Origin of the sequence: Streptomyces sp. NPDC001663 (assembly GCF_042893105.1) — a bacterium.
In the GTDB taxonomy this organism is placed as follows: Bacteria; Actinomycetota; Actinomycetes; order Streptomycetales; family Streptomycetaceae; genus Streptomyces.
On sequence record NZ_JBIAUR010000015.1, the window covers coordinates 223,741 to 238,403 of the forward strand.

The window sequence follows — 14,663 nt, forward strand, 5'->3', positions numbered from 1 at the left end:
AAAAACTTGGTCAAAGGCCCCAGACGACACCGCTTTTGGACCTGTCGATCAGCTGTCCGACTAGCTGTCCGACGGCTTACCCGAACGAGGGGCGCCGACCGTGGCGCCGGCCTTGACGCCGTTGTCCTTGCCCGCCGTCGGGGCCTCAAAGGATTCCAACGCCTCCAGGACGTCCTGGACACGGGAGATCTCGGCGTTGATGTCCTCGCGCCGCCGCACCAGGATCTCCAGCTCGCGCTTTCCTTCCTCGACCGTGCGCTTGGCCTCGCGGATCGCCTCGGCCTTGAGCTCCTCGGCCTCCCGCACGAGCGCCGCCTTCTTCTGCTCGGCCTCCTTCAGGAGCCCCTCGGCCTTCTTCACGGCGGCGATACGGACCTTGCCCGCCTCGGAGTTGGCCTCCGAGACCAGCTCCTTGGCCTTCGCCTGCGCCTTGGCCAGCTGCTCCTCGGCGGCCTTGATGAGCGCGTCGCAGCGATCGCCGGTGGACTTCATCGTCTCGGCGGCCTCGCGGCGGGCCCGCTCGTGCAGCGCCTCGATCTCGCCGGTGATGCGGTCGCGCAGCTCCTCGGCGCGCTCCCGGATCGAGGTGGCGTCACGGCGGGCGCCGACGAGCAGCTCGTCCGCGTCCGTACGGGACTTCTCCACCCGGGCGTTGCCCTCGACCGTCGCCTCCGACACCAGCCGGTCGGCCTCCTTGCGGGCCGCGCCCACCATGGTGTCGGCCTGCGACTCCGCCTCGGCGGTGGTCTTGTGCGCCTGCTGCTGCGCCTCGGTGAGCAGCTTGTCGGCCTCGGCCGTGGTCTCCGTGATGAGCGTGTCGACCTGCTCGGCCACGTCCTGGCGCCGCTTGTTGGCGTCCCTGCGCGCCTCGTCGAGGGTCCGCTCGGCCTCCTCGCGCGCGGAGTTGACGAGCCGTTCGGCCTCCGCCGCGGCCTCGGCCTTGACGCGCTCGGACTCGCTGCGCACCCGCTCGGCGTGCTGCTGCGCGGAGCCGACCGTGTCGGCGGCCTCGGCGCGCAGCCGCTCGGCGTCCCCGGTGGCGTCCGCGATGAGCTTCTCGGCCTTGGCGACCGCCTCGGCCCGCACCCGCTCGGCCTCGGCGACCGTCTCCGTGCGCAGCCGGTCGGTGTCGGTGATCGTCTCGGTGGTGAGCCGCTCGGCCTCGTTGCGCGCCTCGGTGATGAGGGTGTCGGCCTGCGTGGCCGCGTCCGACCGGATGCGGTTGGCGTCGTCGCGGGCGTCCGCCCGGGTGCGTGCGGCGGCCTGGTCGGCCTCGGCGAGCGCGTCGGAGGCCTCCGTACGCACCCGCTGGGCGTGCTCGGCCGTCTCCGACCGCAGCCGCTCCGCCTCCTCGATCGCCTCCGAGACGGTGCGCTCGGCAAGGGACTTGGCGGCGTCCGTCTCCACGGCGGCCTCGCGCCGGATGCGGTTGGCGTCCTCGGTGGCGCGCTCCCGCTCGGAGTACGCGTCGGCGCGGACCCGGTCCGCCTCCTCCTGCGCCTCGCGCCGCGTACGGTCCGCCGCGTGCTCGGCGGCGCTGCGCAGCCCGGTGATCTCCTCCTGGGCCTGCTCGTGCAGCCCGGACACGGAGTCCCGTACCTGCTGGGCGTGCTGCTCGGCCGCCGACACCATCTCGTTCGCGCGCCGGTCCGCCTCCTCGACCAGCCTGAGCGCCTCGGCCTGCGCCTCCTCCACGCGGTTGCGCGCCGAGGCCAGCAGCTCCTCGCTCTGCTCGCGGGCCCGCTCGCGCTCCTGGTCGGCCTCCTGGCGGGCCGTGCCGAGGTACTCCTCGGCCTCGCGGCGGCGCCGGTTGGCCTCCTCCTGCGCGGCGGCCAGGGTCTCCGACGCCTCCGTGCCGAGCCGCTCGGCCGCGGCCTGCGCCTCCGCCCGTACACGATCGGCGGTGTCCTGAGCCTCCGACTTCAGCCGCTCGGCCTCGGCCGCGGCCTCCGACCTCAGACGTACGGCGACTGCCTCGCCCTCGGCGCGTGAGGCGGAGGCGTCCGACGCGGCCTCGTTGCGCAGCCGGTCGGCCTCCGCCTCGGCCTGCGCCTGCAGCGTGCGGATCCGCTCGGCGGCCTCGGCGCGCAGCCGCTCGGACTCCTCGGCGGTCTCGCGGCGGATCCGCGCGGCCTCCTCGCGGGCGTCGGTGAGCGCCTGCTCGGCGGCGGCGAGACGTTCCTCGGCCTCCGTGTGCAGCCGGGTCAGCCCCTCGGCGGCCTCCGCACGGCGTGCCTCTATCGCCCGCTCGGTCTCCTCGTGCAGCTCGAGCGCGGCCCGCTCGGCGTCGGCCTTGATGCCCTCGGCCTGCTCGACGATCTCCGCGCGGTGCCGCTCGGCCTCCTTGCGGGTGCGGTCGAGGGTCTCCTCCGCCTGCCGGCGCAGTGTGGTCGCCCGCTCGATGGCCTCCGTACGGACCTTCTCGCTGTCCGTGGTGGCCTTCTGGCGCAGCTCGTCCGCGTCCTGCTTGGCCTTCGCCAGCAGTTCCTCGGCGGTCTTGGCCGCCTCCTCGATCTGCTGGACGGCCTCCTTGCGGGCCTCCGCGCGGATCTTCTCGCCCTCGGCGACCGCGTCGGCGCGCAGCTGCTCGGCCTCGCCGCGCAGCCGACGGGCCTCCTCCTGCAGCTCGACCGTCTTGGCGCGGTACTCCTTGGTGTCGTCCTTCGCCGAGCCCTTGAGCTGCTCGGCGATGTCGTGCGCCTCGGCGCGCAGCCGGTCGGCCTCGGCCTCCGCCTCGCGGCGGATCCGCTCGGCCTCCTCGGCGGCCGCCTTGGTGGTGTTCTGCGCGTCCTCCTGCGCCCTGTTCAGGACGTCCTCGGCGGTCTTGGCCGCCTTCGACAGCTGGGTCGCGCTCTCCTCGGCGGTGATCGTGCGCGCCTTCTCGGCGGCCTCCTCGACGATCCGCTCGGCCTCGGCGCGGGCGTCCGCGACGACCTGCTCGGCGTCCGCCTTGGTGGACTCGGCCTCCTTGGTGGCCTCCTCGACCAGCCGGGCGACCTGCTCCTTGGCCGTACGCGTGCGCTGCTCGTTCGCCGACTCGGCGCTCGCGAGGGCCTTCTCGGCCTGCGCCGTGGCCTCGGTGACCAGCTTGTCGGCCTCGGCCTGCGCCTTGCGCAGCGCCTCCTCGGCCTCGGCCATGCGCTGCTCGGCGGCCCGGCTCGCCTCCTGCGCCTGGCGGCGGGCGGAGTCCGACTCCGTGGCGGTGGAGGAGCGCAGCTGCTCGGCGTGGTCGGTGGCCTCCTGGGCCTGGGTGGAGGCGGCGTTCAGCAGCCGCTCGGCGTCCGTACGGGCCCGGAGCAGGAGCTGCTCGGCCTCCGCGCGGGCCGACTCGGCGTCCGCCTGCAGCCGCTGCCGGGCCTCGGCGGCGACCCGCTCGGCCTCCGCACGGGCGGTGGCCAGCGCCTGCTCGGCCTCCGCCCGGGACTCGTCGAGCAGCCGGCGGGCCTGTGACTCGGTACGGGCGCGCAGCTGCTCCGCCCAGGCCACGTTCTCGTTGACGTGCGACTCGACGGTCTGGCGGCGCTCCGACAGCTCCTGGTCCAGCTGCTGGCGGCGGGTGACCGCCTCCTGGTGCAGCTCGGCCTGCAGCCGCGCGGCGTTCTCGGCGTGCTCCTGGAGGATGCGCTGGGTCTGCGCCCGCGCCTGGCTGAGCTCGCGCTCGGCGTCCTGGCGCAGCTGGTCGGCCTGGATCTGGGCGTTCCGCAGCAACTGCTCGGCCTGGTAGCCGATGTCGCCGCCGTCGAAGGCGGGCCGGGACATGATGGTGCGGCGCGCCTCGTGCAGCTTGGCGCGCAGCACCTCGACCTGGTAGCCGAGGTCCTCGGCGTGCTGGATCGCCTTTTCCCGCTCGGTCTTCAGCCGCTCCATCTCGGCCTCGAACCGAGAGAGGTGGTCGACGTCAGCCGCCGGCTCTCGCTCCTGGCGTTCGTAGCCCCGCACTGCGCGGTCCCATCCGTCCCCTGGTCGCAAGTCTGGCCAAACGAGCTCCGTCCATCCGCCGAACGGGGCCCCCGGGGAATGGTGTCAGATCAACGGCGGAGCACGGGCTGCTGCCCCGACGCTCGCCCCCCGAAACCTGGTCCCCGGCGTGCGATCACCCCCCAAAGAGCGGCGACCGCCCCCAACCCTACCGGCCCATATGTACGGGGGTCAGTGCTCAGGTGACTCAACAGGCGCCGAAGTGACCAGTTCTGTCAGAACGCCATGGCAATCCTTAGGATGGAGGAAGGTGATCCGTGACCCCATGGAACCGCGTCGGGGCTCTTCGTACAGAACGCGTACGCCCTTGCCGCGGATATCAGCGGCCTCCCCGTCGACATCTGCCGTACCGAAAGCGATGTGGTGGACACCCTCGCCGTTCTTGTCGAGCCACTTCGCGACGGTCGAGTCCGGTCGCGTGGGCTCCAGAAGCTGCAGGTAGGAAGCGCCTCCGTCGGACGTGTCGTTGATCTTGAGCATGGCCTCGCGGACGCCCTGCTCCTCGTTGACCTCGGAGTGGAACACCTCGAAGCCGTACGTGGCCCGATAGAACTCGACGGTCTTGTCGAGATCGAAACAGGCGATTCCGATGTGGTCGATTCGCGTCAGCATGTTTGTCAGTGCAGCGCTCTTCGGATGGTTACGCAACGTGCCAGCGATCACACCGACCGCCGGGTGACGGCACGGAGTGCCACTCAGTACATTCGAAGTAAACCCTCGTTCACTCCTCGGCAGTGCAGCCGGAAGGGGATCTCACCTCATGTCTGGATCGAACAGCACGACCTCGGTGATCGTCGCGGGGGCGCGTACGCCCATGGGACGGCTGCTGGGCTCTCTCAAGTCCTTCTCCGGAGCCGACCTCGGCGGCTTCGCGATCAAGGCCGCCCTCGACCGTGCGGGGATCGGTGGCGACCAGGTGCAGTACGTGATCATGGGTCAGGTGCTGCAGGCCGGGGCGGGGCAGATCCCGGCCCGCCAGGCCGCCGTCAAGGCCGGCATCCCGATGAACGTCCCGGCGCTCACCATCAACAAGGTGTGTCTGTCGGGCCTCGACGCCATCGCGCTCGCCGACCAGCTGATCCGCGCCGGCGAGTTCGACGTGGTCGTCGCGGGCGGCCAGGAGTCCATGACCAACGCGCCCCACCTGCTGCCGAAGTCCCGCGAGGGCTTCAAGTACGGCGCGATCGAGATGCTCGACGCCATGGCCCACGACGGCCTGACCGACGCCTTCGAGAACATCGCCATGGGCGAGTCCACGGAGAAGCACAACACCCGCCTGGGCATCCTCCGCCCCGAGCAGGACGAGATCGCCGCCCTGTCCCACCAGCGTGCCGCGGCCGCTCAGAAGAACGGCATCTTCGAGGCCGAGATCACCCCGGTCGAGATCCCGCAGCGCAAGGGCGAGCCGGTCGTCTTCAGCAAGGACGAGGGCATCCGCGGCGACACCACCGCCGAGTCCCTGGGCAAGCTGCGCCCGGCGTTCACCAGGGACGGCACGATCACGGCCGGTTCCGCCTCGCAGATCTCGGACGGTGCGGCGGCCGTGGTCGTGATGAGCAAGGCCAAGGCGCTGGAGCTCGGCCTGGACTGGATCGCCGAGATCGGCGCCCACGGCAACGTGGCGGGCCCGGACAACTCGCTGCAGTCCCAGCCGTCCAACGCGATCCTGCACGCCCTGAAGAAGGAGGGCCTGGACGTCTCCGACCTGGACCTGATCGAGATCAACGAGGCCTTCGCGGCCGTCGCGGTCCAGTCAATGAAGGACCTCGGAGTGTCCACCGAAAAGGTGAATGTGAACGGCGGAGCCATCGCCCTCGGCCACCCCATCGGCATGTCCGGTGCCCGTCTGGTGCTGCACCTGGCGCTGGAGCTCAAGCGCCGGGGCGGCGGCGTGGGCGCGGCCGCGCTGTGCGGCGGCGGCGGTCAGGGTGACGCGCTGATCGTGCGGGTACCCAAGGCCTGAGTGCACTTGCGCAAGCCTGAGTGCACGTACGTACGCGATCTCTGAACGGAGCTGTGATGCAGGACGTCTCCTCTCTGGTGACCCAGGCCAGGGAAGGCCGGCCGCGGGCCGTGGCCCGGCTGATCTCGCTGGTCGAGGGGGCGTCCCCGCAGCTCAGGGAGGTCATGGAGGCGCTGGCACCGCTCACGGGCAACGCGTATGTGGTCGGCCTGACCGGCTCCCCGGGCGTCGGCAAGTCCACGTCGACCTCCGCGCTGGTGACGGCGTACCGCAAGCAGGGCAGGCGGGTCGGCGTCCTTGCCGTCGACCCGTCCTCGCCCTTCTCGGGCGGTGCCCTCCTCGGTGACCGGGTGCGGATGTCGGAGCACGCCTCCGACCCCGGCGTCTACATCCGCTCGATGGCGACCCGCGGCCACCTGGGCGGCCTCGCCTGGGCCGCCCCGCAGGCGATCCGTGTGCTGGACGCGGCGGGCTGCGACGTGATCCTGGTCGAGACGGTCGGCGTCGGCCAGTCGGAGGTCGAGATCGCCTCCCAGGCGGACACCAGCGTGGTCCTGCTGGCTCCGGGGATGGGCGACGGCATCCAGGCGGCGAAGGCCGGCATCCTCGAGATCGGTGACGTGTACGTCGTCAACAAGGCCGACCGGGACGGCGCCGACGCCACGGCCCGTGAGCTGAACCACATGCTGGGCCTGGGCGAGTCCCGCGGCCCCGGCGACTGGCGCCCGCCGATCGTCAAGACGGTCGCCGCGCGCGCCGAGGGCATCGACGAGGTCGTCGAGGCCCTGGAGAAGCACCGCGCGTGGATGGAGGAGCGCGGCGTCCTGGCCGAGCGGCGCCTCGCCCGCGCCTCCCGCGAGGTCGAGACCATCGCCGTCACGGCCCTGCGCGAACGCATCGGCGACCTGCACGGAGACCGCCGCCTCAGCGCGCTGGCGGAGCGGATCGTGGGCGGGGAGCTGGACCCGTACCGCGCGGCGGACGAGCTGGTGGCAGGCCTGACGCAGAGCTGACCCGGCGTATTTCCGTGGCCAACTCCCCGTCCCCGCTGATACGTTGATCCACATGTACCTCCTCTTGGCATAGGGCCCGCCCGGCCCGCGCACGGCACACGGTGACCCACCGCAGCCGACGCGCGGCGATCAGGCGTCCCCTTTCCGCCTCGAGTCGAGGACTGAACTCCCGTGTCTTCCACGTCTGTTGCACGGAGGCCGTCGTATGCCGTCGTCCTCCGCATCCCGCATGCCCGCCGTACTTTCGCCACCGCCCTGCTCGGCCGGTTGTCGTACGGCGTCGTCCCGCTGTCCGTGATGCTCGCCGTGACCCGTTCCTCCGGGTCGTACGCGGTGGCCGGCACCGTCATGGCGCTGTTCGGCGGCACCAGTGTCTTCCTGTCACCCGCCCGGGCGGCCCTGATCGACCGGCACGGGCCGCGCCGCGCGCTCGTCCCCATGGTCGCCGCCTACGCCGGGCTGCTCGGGCTGCTGACGGTGCTGGTCTGGCGCCCGGGCGAGACCCCGCCGCTCGTCCTGGGTGCCGTGACCGCGGCGGCCGGCGCCTGCACTCCGCCGCTGGGCCCGACCATGCGGGCGGTGTGGGGCCGACTCGCCCCGGACCGTGCGCTGTTGCAGCGTGCCTACAGCCTCGACGGTGTCGCCGAGGAACTCCTCTTCGTCTCGGGGCCGTTGCTGGTCGGCGTCCTCGTGGGGTTCGCTCCGCCGGCGGCCGGGATCGTCCTCGGGACGTGCCTGATGGTGGCCGGGTTCGCCGGCTTCGTGACATCGCCGGCCGTGCGGGCGATGCGCGCCGCCGGAGGGGCCGTGCGCCGGTGGCGTGGTCTGCGGGGACGCCTTCCCGGGCGGAGCGCCGCCCGGCGGCCGGCCGGCGAGCGGAGCGTGCTGCGCGGAATCCTCCGGCCCGTCGTCGCCACTGCGGGCGTGGGGCTCACGCTGGGCGCGGCCGACCTGGTGGTCGTGGCCTTCGCCGGGCAGCGGCACTACGGCGACGACGCCGTGGCCTGGACGCTGGCCGCGCTGTCGGGCGGCAGTGCTGTCGGCGGTCTGCTCAACGGGGCGGTCTCCTGGCGTCTCTCGGCCCGGGTGCGGCTGCCCCTGACGGTGGCCGGCATGGGGCTGGCGCTGGGCGCCGCCGGGCTCGCCACCGGCCTCGGCACGCTCGCCGTCGCTCTCGCGGCGACCGGGTTCTTCGTCGCGCCGGCCCTGACCACCGCCTATCTGATCGCCGACGACGCGGCCGCCCCCGAGGCACGGGTCCGCGCCGGTGCCTGGGTCAACACGGCCGTCAACGCGGGCATCACGGCGGGCTCGGCCGGAGCCGGGCTGCTGGTGGGCGCGGCGCCGACGGCGCTGTGCTTCGCGGTGGCCGGGGCGGCGGCTCTGCTGACGGCACTGGCAACGGCGAGGGGCGCCCGTGAGCCGAGCGCCCCTCGCACGGTGCCGGAACGGGACGGCGAGGAGGCCGTACCCGCAGTGTGACGGCCCGTCAGTCGTCGTCACCGTCCTGCGTGACCTTGCCCGTGCGGGCGTCGACCTGCCACTCGCCCTTGGTGGTCTCGACGCTCCAGGCCGCCGGGCCGTCGTCGTCCAGGCCGACGTCGGTGACCGTGCCCCTCGGTGCGACGGCCACCGCGGCCTCGCGGGCGTCCGCGCTCGTGCCCTTCAGGGCGGCGAGGTCGTCGCGGCCGTCGTCGTCGTGGTCGCGGTGGGCGCCGAGGACCTTGCCGGTGTCGGGGGAGACCCGGACCGTGTGCTCGGATCCGTCGCCCTTGACGACGTCCACCTCCCAGGCGCCCGCGCCGTCGTCGTCCCGGTCGGCGGCGACGGCGGTGCCCGGCGTGTGCTTCAGGGCGGCGGCGATGGCGTCGGCAGCGGTGGCGTGCGCGGCGCCCGCCCTGCCGACGCCGTCGGTGCTGTCGTCCGTGTCGGCGACGTGCGCCTCGGTGCCGCCGGTGCGCGCCTCGTCGTCGGCGAAGGCGACCGCCGCACCTCCACCGATCACGAGGGACGCGGTGACGGCGGCGATGACGAGCTTGCGCTTCATGGGGGTTCCTCCCGAGTCGTTTCGGTTTCGACGGGAACCACACTCGCCGACCGACACTGAGCGGAACCTGAAGCCTCCTGAAGATGCCTTCAGCTTCGGTTTGCGACCCTGATCTGCATGCGCCTGCTGATCGTCGAGGACGAGAAACGTCTCGCCCTGTCCCTGGCCAAGGGCCTGACCGCCGAGGGCTACGCCGTGGACGTCGTCCACGACGGCCTGGAGGGACTGCACCGGGCGAGCGAGTCGCCCTACGACCTGCTGATCCTCGACATCATGCTGCCCGGCATGAACGGCTACCGCGTCTGCTCCGCGCTGCGCGCCGCCGGGAACGACGTCCCGATCCTCATGCTCACCGCCAAGGACGGCGAGTACGACGAGGCGGAGGGCCTGGACACCGGCGCGGACGACTACCTGACGAAACCGTTCTCGTACGTCGTCCTCGTCGCCCGCATCAAGGCGCTGCTGAGGAGGCGCCAGGGCTCAGGGGCATCCCCCGTGCACGTCCACGGCGACCTCAAGGTCGACACCGCCGCCCGCCGGGTCTTCCTGGGCGTCGACGAAGTCACCCTCACCGCCAAGGAGTTCGCCGTCCTGGAGCAACTCGTGGTGCGGGCCGGTGCGGTGGTGTCGAAGGCCGAGATCCTGGAGCACGTCTGGGACTTCGCCTACGAGGGCGATCCGAACATCGTCGAGGTGTACGTCAGCACGCTGCGGCGCAAGTTGCGCGCCGGGCTCATCCGGACGGTCAGGGGCGCCGGTTACCGCCTGGAGACCGCGAGATGAGGCGCCTGTTCGGCTCCGTGCGGGCCCGGGCGACCCTCGCCGCCACCCTCGTCGTCGCCGTGGCGCTGGTCGCCGCCGGAGCCGCCGTACTGCTGTCCCTGCGGTCCAACCTGTTGGGCCAGGCGGGCACCCAGGCGGAGCGCACCGCGCGTTCGGTCGCCACCGATCTGGCCGTGGGGAAGCGTTACGACGAGCTGTCCCTGGACGGGGACGAGGAGCCGGTCCAAGTCGTCGACGCCAACGGCACGTTGGTCGCCGTGAGCGAGGACCTCGAGAAGATCGGCGGCACGGACACGGACGCCGTGAAGCCGCGGCCGAGCGCATCCGCAAGCGCCGGCGACGACTCCGACGACGACGCGGACGACCACGACTCCGCCCTCGAACCCGGCGAGATCGACGACAGGACCACCTTCACCAACGGCTCCGCCACCATCGACGGCGAGAGAGCCGACTACCGCTTCGCCGCCGTACGGGTCGAGGTCGACGGCAAGGGCGAACTCACCGTCTACGCCGGCGCCCCGCTCTCCGCCGAACAGGGCGCCGTCCGCACCGCGCAGACCGTCATGCTGATCGGGTTTCCGCTGCTGCTCGGCGTCGTCGCGGGCGTGACCTGGCTGGTCACCCGGCGTGCGCTGCGCCCCGTCGAGGGCATCCGCGGCGAGATGGCCGCGATCACCGCCTCCGAGGACCTGGCCCGCCGCGTCCCCGTCCCGGACACCCACGACGAGGTCGCCCGCCTCGCCCGCACCACCAACGAGACGCTGGCCGCCCTGGAGACCTCCGTGGAACGCCAGCGCCGCTTCGTCGCCGACGCCTCCCACGAGCTGCGCAGCCCGATCGCCTCCCTGCGCACCCAGCTCGAAGTGGGCGTCGCACACCGCGAGTTGCTGGACCTGGAGGGCGCGGTCGAGGACACCGTACGACTGCAGCGCCTCGCCGCCGACCTGCTGCTGCTCGCCCGGCTGGACGCGGGGGAGCGGCCGGCGGACGCGCGCTTCGACCTGGGCGCGTTGGCCCGGGAGGAGGCCGCTCGGCGAAAGGGCGTGACGTCGGACACCGTGGACGCGGTGGAAGTGGCAGGATCCCGGGGCCAGTTGGAGCGACTGCTGGCCAATCTGCTCGACAACGCCCAGCGGCACGCCCGTTCGGCGGTCACGGTGTGCGTACTGCGGGACGGGGACCACGCGGTGCTCGAGGTCGCCGACGACGGGGACGGGGTGCCCGAGGGCGACCGCGAGCGGGTGTTCGAGCGGTTCGTACGGCTCGACGCCGCCCGCAGCCGCGACGACGGCGGGGCCGGGCTCGGGCTCGCCATCGCCCGCGACGTGGCCGTACGACACGGCGGAACGCTCACGGTCCGCAACGCACCGGCAGGCGGAGCCCTGTTCGAGCTCCGCCTGCCGGTCGTGACGTCGGACGGCTAGGGGCGCCCCCGCTGTCCGCGGAGGTGTTCCGCGATCGGCTTCAGGGCCTTGTCGAGTTCCGCCATGGCCTCGGGGGACAGCAGGTCGATGAAGTGCCGGCGGACGGACGCCACATGATGCGGCGCGACCTTCTGCATCGTCTCCATGCCGTGCTCCGTGAGGACCGCGTAGAGCCCGCGGCGGTCGGACTCGCAGTTCTCGCGGCGGACCAGGTTCGCGTTCTCCATCCGCGTGATCTGGTGGGAGAGGCGGCTCTTGGACTGGAGGGTGGCGGACGCGAGGTCGCTCATCCGCATCCGAACGTCCTCCGACTCGGAGAGGTTCACCAGGATCTCGTAGTCGTTCATTGTCAGGCCGAACGGCTGCAGGTCCCTTTCGAGCTGGTACGTCAACAGCCTGTTGACCTCCAGGTGGGTGCGCCAGGCGCACTGCTCCGCATCGGTCAGCCAGCGGGTGGCCGTCTCGGTCTCCATGAATGAAGTCTACCTAAAATGTTGAAAGGCGAACTAGTGAGGGTGGTGTGACGTTGGCGCGCACACGTTCGACGTCACACTCCGCAGACTACCGCTCACAGCCCGAAGCGACGCTGGAGGTCCCCCAGCTGTCCGGGAAGGCGCGGTGCGCCGGCTTGCTGTGAGGGGCCTGTGGGAACTCCGCCGCCACCGGGCACCCCCGGCTCGTGCGGAACCGCCCCCGTGGCCTGCTCGGCCATGAGGGTCTCGGACGACTGGAGCAGGACGGTGCCGGCTCCGACGAACTCGAACTGGTGCTCCTCTCCGGAGGCCCCGCCGAGGCCCGTCATCGCACGTAGACCGCCCATCAGGCCCGTCATGTAGCCGTGGTCGTAGTGGTGGCACGGCGACGGGCAGTCGGCCCAGCCGACGAGTGCCTGCGGGTCCACCCGGATCGGGGGTTCCATGAACACCACCGGACCGTTAGATGCAGCCACGAACTTTCCGGTTCCGATGAGTGTCAGAAAACCCGGCACGATTGATTGCTTGAGTGCGAGAGTTGGCTGAAAAGCGAGCAGGTTGCCCGAGCGAATGGTCAGATTGCCGTCTTCCAGGTCGTACGAGTTCACGTCAAACGCCCGGTCGGCGAGGAGCATCTTGCCCGAACCCTCCGCCACGACCCAGTCGCTGGCGTGCAGAGGCGAATGAAAGGACGTACGGACAAGTCGGTCGAGTCGGCCGTGCCCGATGCCGTTGAACTCCATCGAGCCGTAGTAGGCGATCATCTTCCCCTTCTGCAGGAACCACTGGCTCCCTTTGAGCTCGACGCAGAAGGTGTACTTGTTGACGTTGTCGTCGACCGGCAGGGTCATGGGGTCGTAGACCGTCGGGCCGCCGCCCGGAGCCCCGTACATGCTCACAGCTTCTCCTCCGAGGCCTGGACGTACACCGCGCCGTTCCCGCTGAGCTCCAGCTGGAAGGCCTCGCCGGAGCCGCGGCCGACCATGTCGCGCCAGCCCAGCGCCGTCGACAGCTTGTTGCGTACGTCGCCATGGTGGGCGACGTAGGCCTGCGGGTCGACGTGGACGGGCCGTTGGGGTGTGATCGGGATCTCGAAGACCCCGCCGTGCGCCATCACGGCCACCGAGCCGTGTCCCTTGAGGGTGGTCGTGAACAGCCCCTGGCCGGTGACCTGGCCGCGCACCATGCCCATGACCCCGCCCTGCGAGCCCATGAACATCGTGCCCTGCTGGAGCGTGCCCTCGAAGGCGAGCAGGCGGTCCGCCTCCACGTAGAGGGTGTCGCCGGTGAGGTTGATGACCTGGACGTGGTGGCCGCCGTGCCCGAACAGGACCGTGCCGCTGCCCTCGACGCTCATCAAGGGCGTCGCCTCATTGGCGACCCGGCGGCCGATCATCGACATGATCCCGCCCTGGCCGCCCTGCATGTTGGGCGTGAAGGACACCTCGCCCTTGTAGGCGAGCATCGCGCCGCGCTGACTGAACAGCCGCTGGCCGGGCAGGACCGTCGCCTCGACCATCTTGGAGTTGATCTCACGGAAGGCCATGTCACACGTCCCCCGCGATCGTGTTCCGCTCGCTCGGCTGTATGTACACCAGCCCGTCCCCCTCGAAGCGGATCTGGAAGGCCTCGCCGCCGCCCTCCCCGAAGAACGTGCGGAACGTCACACCGGACTGGAAGGACTGCCGCAGGTTCCCCTGGTGCGCGATGTAGGCGCCGGGGTCGACGGTCAGCGGGTACTGCGCGCTGACCCGCAGCACGACCGCCGGGCCGTCCGACATGATCGCCGCCTGGCCGTGGCCCTCGATGGTCGTCGTGAACAGCCCGTTGCCCTGCGAGGCGCCGCGCAGCCCCGTGAACGTCGTGCCGGTCCTGAGGCCGGCGTCGGTCGCGAGCAGATTGCTCGACTCCACGTACAGCTTGTCCCCCTGGAGATTGACGAGGTTGATCTCCGAGGCCCGGTCCGCGAACCAGCACGTCCCGTGCCCCTTCACCTCCATCACGGTCATCTGCTCGCCGGTGAGCCGCCGCGTCACCATGCCCCGCAGGCCCTCACCGCCACCGCTCATCTTCTTGAAGGCCATCTGCCCGTCGTACGCGACCATCGAGCCGTTCTTCGCCTTTACGGCGTCCCCGGTCATGTCGACGGCGAGCACCTTGCTGCCTTGAAGTCGGAACATCGCCACGCTGCGAAGGTATAGGCCGGGCCGGTACCCCGAACAGGGCCCATGGGTGGACAGGCACCCTGAACGCACCCCTAGGGGAACGGTTTGTCACAATGGGCGAACGCTTGTGCTTCCGTTCACAAAGAGCGACCTGCCTCCCACCGAAGGTGACCCGTGGACCTCAAGACCGCCACTGCCCTCCGACGCCTCCGCCTCGTCTCGGCCCCCGAGGCCGTCTCGTTCCTCCTCCTGCTGGTCTGCTCGGTCCTGAAGCGGACCACGGACTTCAACGCGGTGCCGGTGATGGGCATGGTCCACGGTGTCCTGTTCATCCTGTACGTGATCTTCTGGGCCGACGCCTGGAACCGCACCAAGTGGGGCCTTGGCACCGCGGCCCTCTACTTCGTCCTCTCCGTCCTGCCGACCGGCGGCTTCTTCGCCGAGCGCAAGCTCAAGCGCGCCGCCGAGGACGAGGTCATCGCCTCCCGCGCCCGCAACGAAGGGGTCGTGAACGCATGATCGTCGCCTTCTCCGTGACGCCGATGGGGGTCGGCGAGGACGTGGGGGAGTACGTCGCCGACGCCGTCCGTGTCGTCCGGGAGTCCGGGCTGCCGAACCGCACCGACGCGATGTTCACGTCGATCGAGGGTGAGTGGGACGAGGTCATGGACGTCGTCAAGCGCGCCGTCGCCGTCGTCGAGGAGCGGGCGCCGCGGGTGTCCCTGGTCCTCAAGGCGGACATCCGGCCCGGCGTGACCGACGGGCTCACCTCGAAGGTGGAGACGGTGGAGCGGCACCTCGCCGAGTAGAGCCTCCG

The 14,663-nt window shown here is 71.4% G+C and carries 14 protein-coding genes; 7 read left to right on the forward strand and 7 right to left on the reverse strand.

The features are described 5' to 3' along the window. Window positions 1–60: 60 nt before the first annotated feature. Both scy and mce read right to left on the reverse strand, forming a co-directional pair. Window positions 61–3,939, reverse strand: coding sequence for a polarized growth protein Scy (gene scy, locus ACFY1L_RS40110; protein ID WP_388836165.1), 3,879 nt, complete (start codon window positions 3,937–3,939; stop codon window positions 61–63). A gap of 210 nt (window positions 3,940–4,149) precedes the next feature. Next, window positions 4,150–4,590: a methylmalonyl-CoA epimerase gene (gene mce / locus ACFY1L_RS40115; protein ID WP_361264823.1), complete on the reverse strand. Its 441-nt coding sequence runs from the start codon at window positions 4,588–4,590 to the stop codon at window positions 4,150–4,152. A gap of 148 nt (window positions 4,591–4,738) precedes the next feature. Between mce and ACFY1L_RS40120 the strand changes: the two genes are divergently transcribed. From ACFY1L_RS40120 to ACFY1L_RS40130, 3 genes are all read left to right on the forward strand, one after another. Continuing rightward, complete coding sequence (locus tag ACFY1L_RS40120) at window positions 4,739–5,941, forward strand: acetyl-CoA C-acetyltransferase (RefSeq protein WP_388836169.1); 1,203 nt, start codon at window positions 4,739–4,741, stop codon at window positions 5,939–5,941. A 56-nt stretch (window positions 5,942–5,997) separates the two neighbouring features. Next, on the forward strand, window positions 5,998–6,954 hold the full coding sequence (gene meaB, locus ACFY1L_RS40125) for a methylmalonyl Co-A mutase-associated GTPase MeaB (protein WP_361264829.1): 957 nt from the start codon (window positions 5,998–6,000) through the stop codon (window positions 6,952–6,954). A gap of 171 nt (window positions 6,955–7,125) precedes the next feature. Beyond that, entirely contained in the window at window positions 7,126–8,436 is a 1,311-nt protein-coding gene (locus tag ACFY1L_RS40130; protein WP_388836174.1) for an MFS transporter, read from the forward strand. 7 nt (window positions 8,437–8,443) lie between these two features. Here ACFY1L_RS40130 and ACFY1L_RS40135 read toward each other — a convergent pair whose 3' ends face one another. Continuing rightward, complete coding sequence (locus ACFY1L_RS40135; protein WP_388836177.1) at window positions 8,444–9,001, reverse strand: PepSY domain-containing protein; 558 nt, start codon at window positions 8,999–9,001, stop codon at window positions 8,444–8,446. Window positions 9,002–9,118: 117 nt separating this feature from the next. Here ACFY1L_RS40135 and ACFY1L_RS40140 point away from each other — a divergent pair, with 117 nt between their 5' ends. Then, entirely contained in the window at window positions 9,119–9,784 is a 666-nt protein-coding gene (locus tag ACFY1L_RS40140) for a response regulator transcription factor (protein ID WP_388836180.1), read from the forward strand. Then, the gene (locus tag ACFY1L_RS40145; RefSeq protein ID WP_388836183.1) at window positions 9,781–11,208 is read left to right on the forward strand and encodes a sensor histidine kinase; all 1,428 of its coding nucleotides are present in this window, start codon (window positions 9,781–9,783) and stop codon (window positions 11,206–11,208) included. Before ACFY1L_RS40140 ends, ACFY1L_RS40145 begins: the two co-directional genes overlap by 4 nt. Here the strand turns inward: ACFY1L_RS40145 and ACFY1L_RS40150 are convergent. The 4 genes from ACFY1L_RS40150 to ACFY1L_RS40165 all read right to left on the reverse strand — a co-directional run bounded on the left by ACFY1L_RS40150 (window position 11,205) and on the right by ACFY1L_RS40165 (window position 13,861). After that, window positions 11,205–11,681: a MarR family winged helix-turn-helix transcriptional regulator gene (locus ACFY1L_RS40150; RefSeq protein ID WP_232652354.1), complete on the reverse strand. Its 477-nt coding sequence runs from the start codon at window positions 11,679–11,681 to the stop codon at window positions 11,205–11,207. The genes ACFY1L_RS40145 and ACFY1L_RS40150 overlap by 4 nt on opposite strands. Window positions 11,682–11,776: 95 nt before the next feature. Then, complete coding sequence (locus ACFY1L_RS40155; RefSeq protein ID WP_388836322.1) at window positions 11,777–12,574, reverse strand: AIM24 family protein; 798 nt, start codon at window positions 12,572–12,574, stop codon at window positions 11,777–11,779. Window positions 12,575–12,576: 2 nt separating this feature from the next. Next, on the reverse strand, window positions 12,577–13,227 hold the full coding sequence (locus ACFY1L_RS40160; protein WP_361264845.1) for an AIM24 family protein: 651 nt from the start codon (window positions 13,225–13,227) through the stop codon (window positions 12,577–12,579). A gap of 1 nt (window position 13,228) precedes the next feature. After that, entirely contained in the window at window positions 13,229–13,861 is a 633-nt protein-coding gene (locus ACFY1L_RS40165) for an AIM24 family protein (RefSeq protein ID WP_388836325.1), read from the reverse strand. Between the two features lie 159 nt (window positions 13,862–14,020). Between ACFY1L_RS40165 and ACFY1L_RS40170 the strand changes: the two genes are divergently transcribed. Further along, entirely contained in the window at window positions 14,021–14,365 is a 345-nt protein-coding gene (locus tag ACFY1L_RS40170) for a DUF3817 domain-containing protein (protein WP_388836188.1), read from the forward strand. Then, window positions 14,362–14,655, forward strand: coding sequence for an MTH1187 family thiamine-binding protein (locus ACFY1L_RS40175; RefSeq protein WP_388836191.1), 294 nt, complete (start codon window positions 14,362–14,364; stop codon window positions 14,653–14,655). The genes ACFY1L_RS40170 and ACFY1L_RS40175 overlap by 4 nt, the downstream gene beginning before the upstream one ends. Window positions 14,656–14,663: the final 8 nt, after the last annotated feature.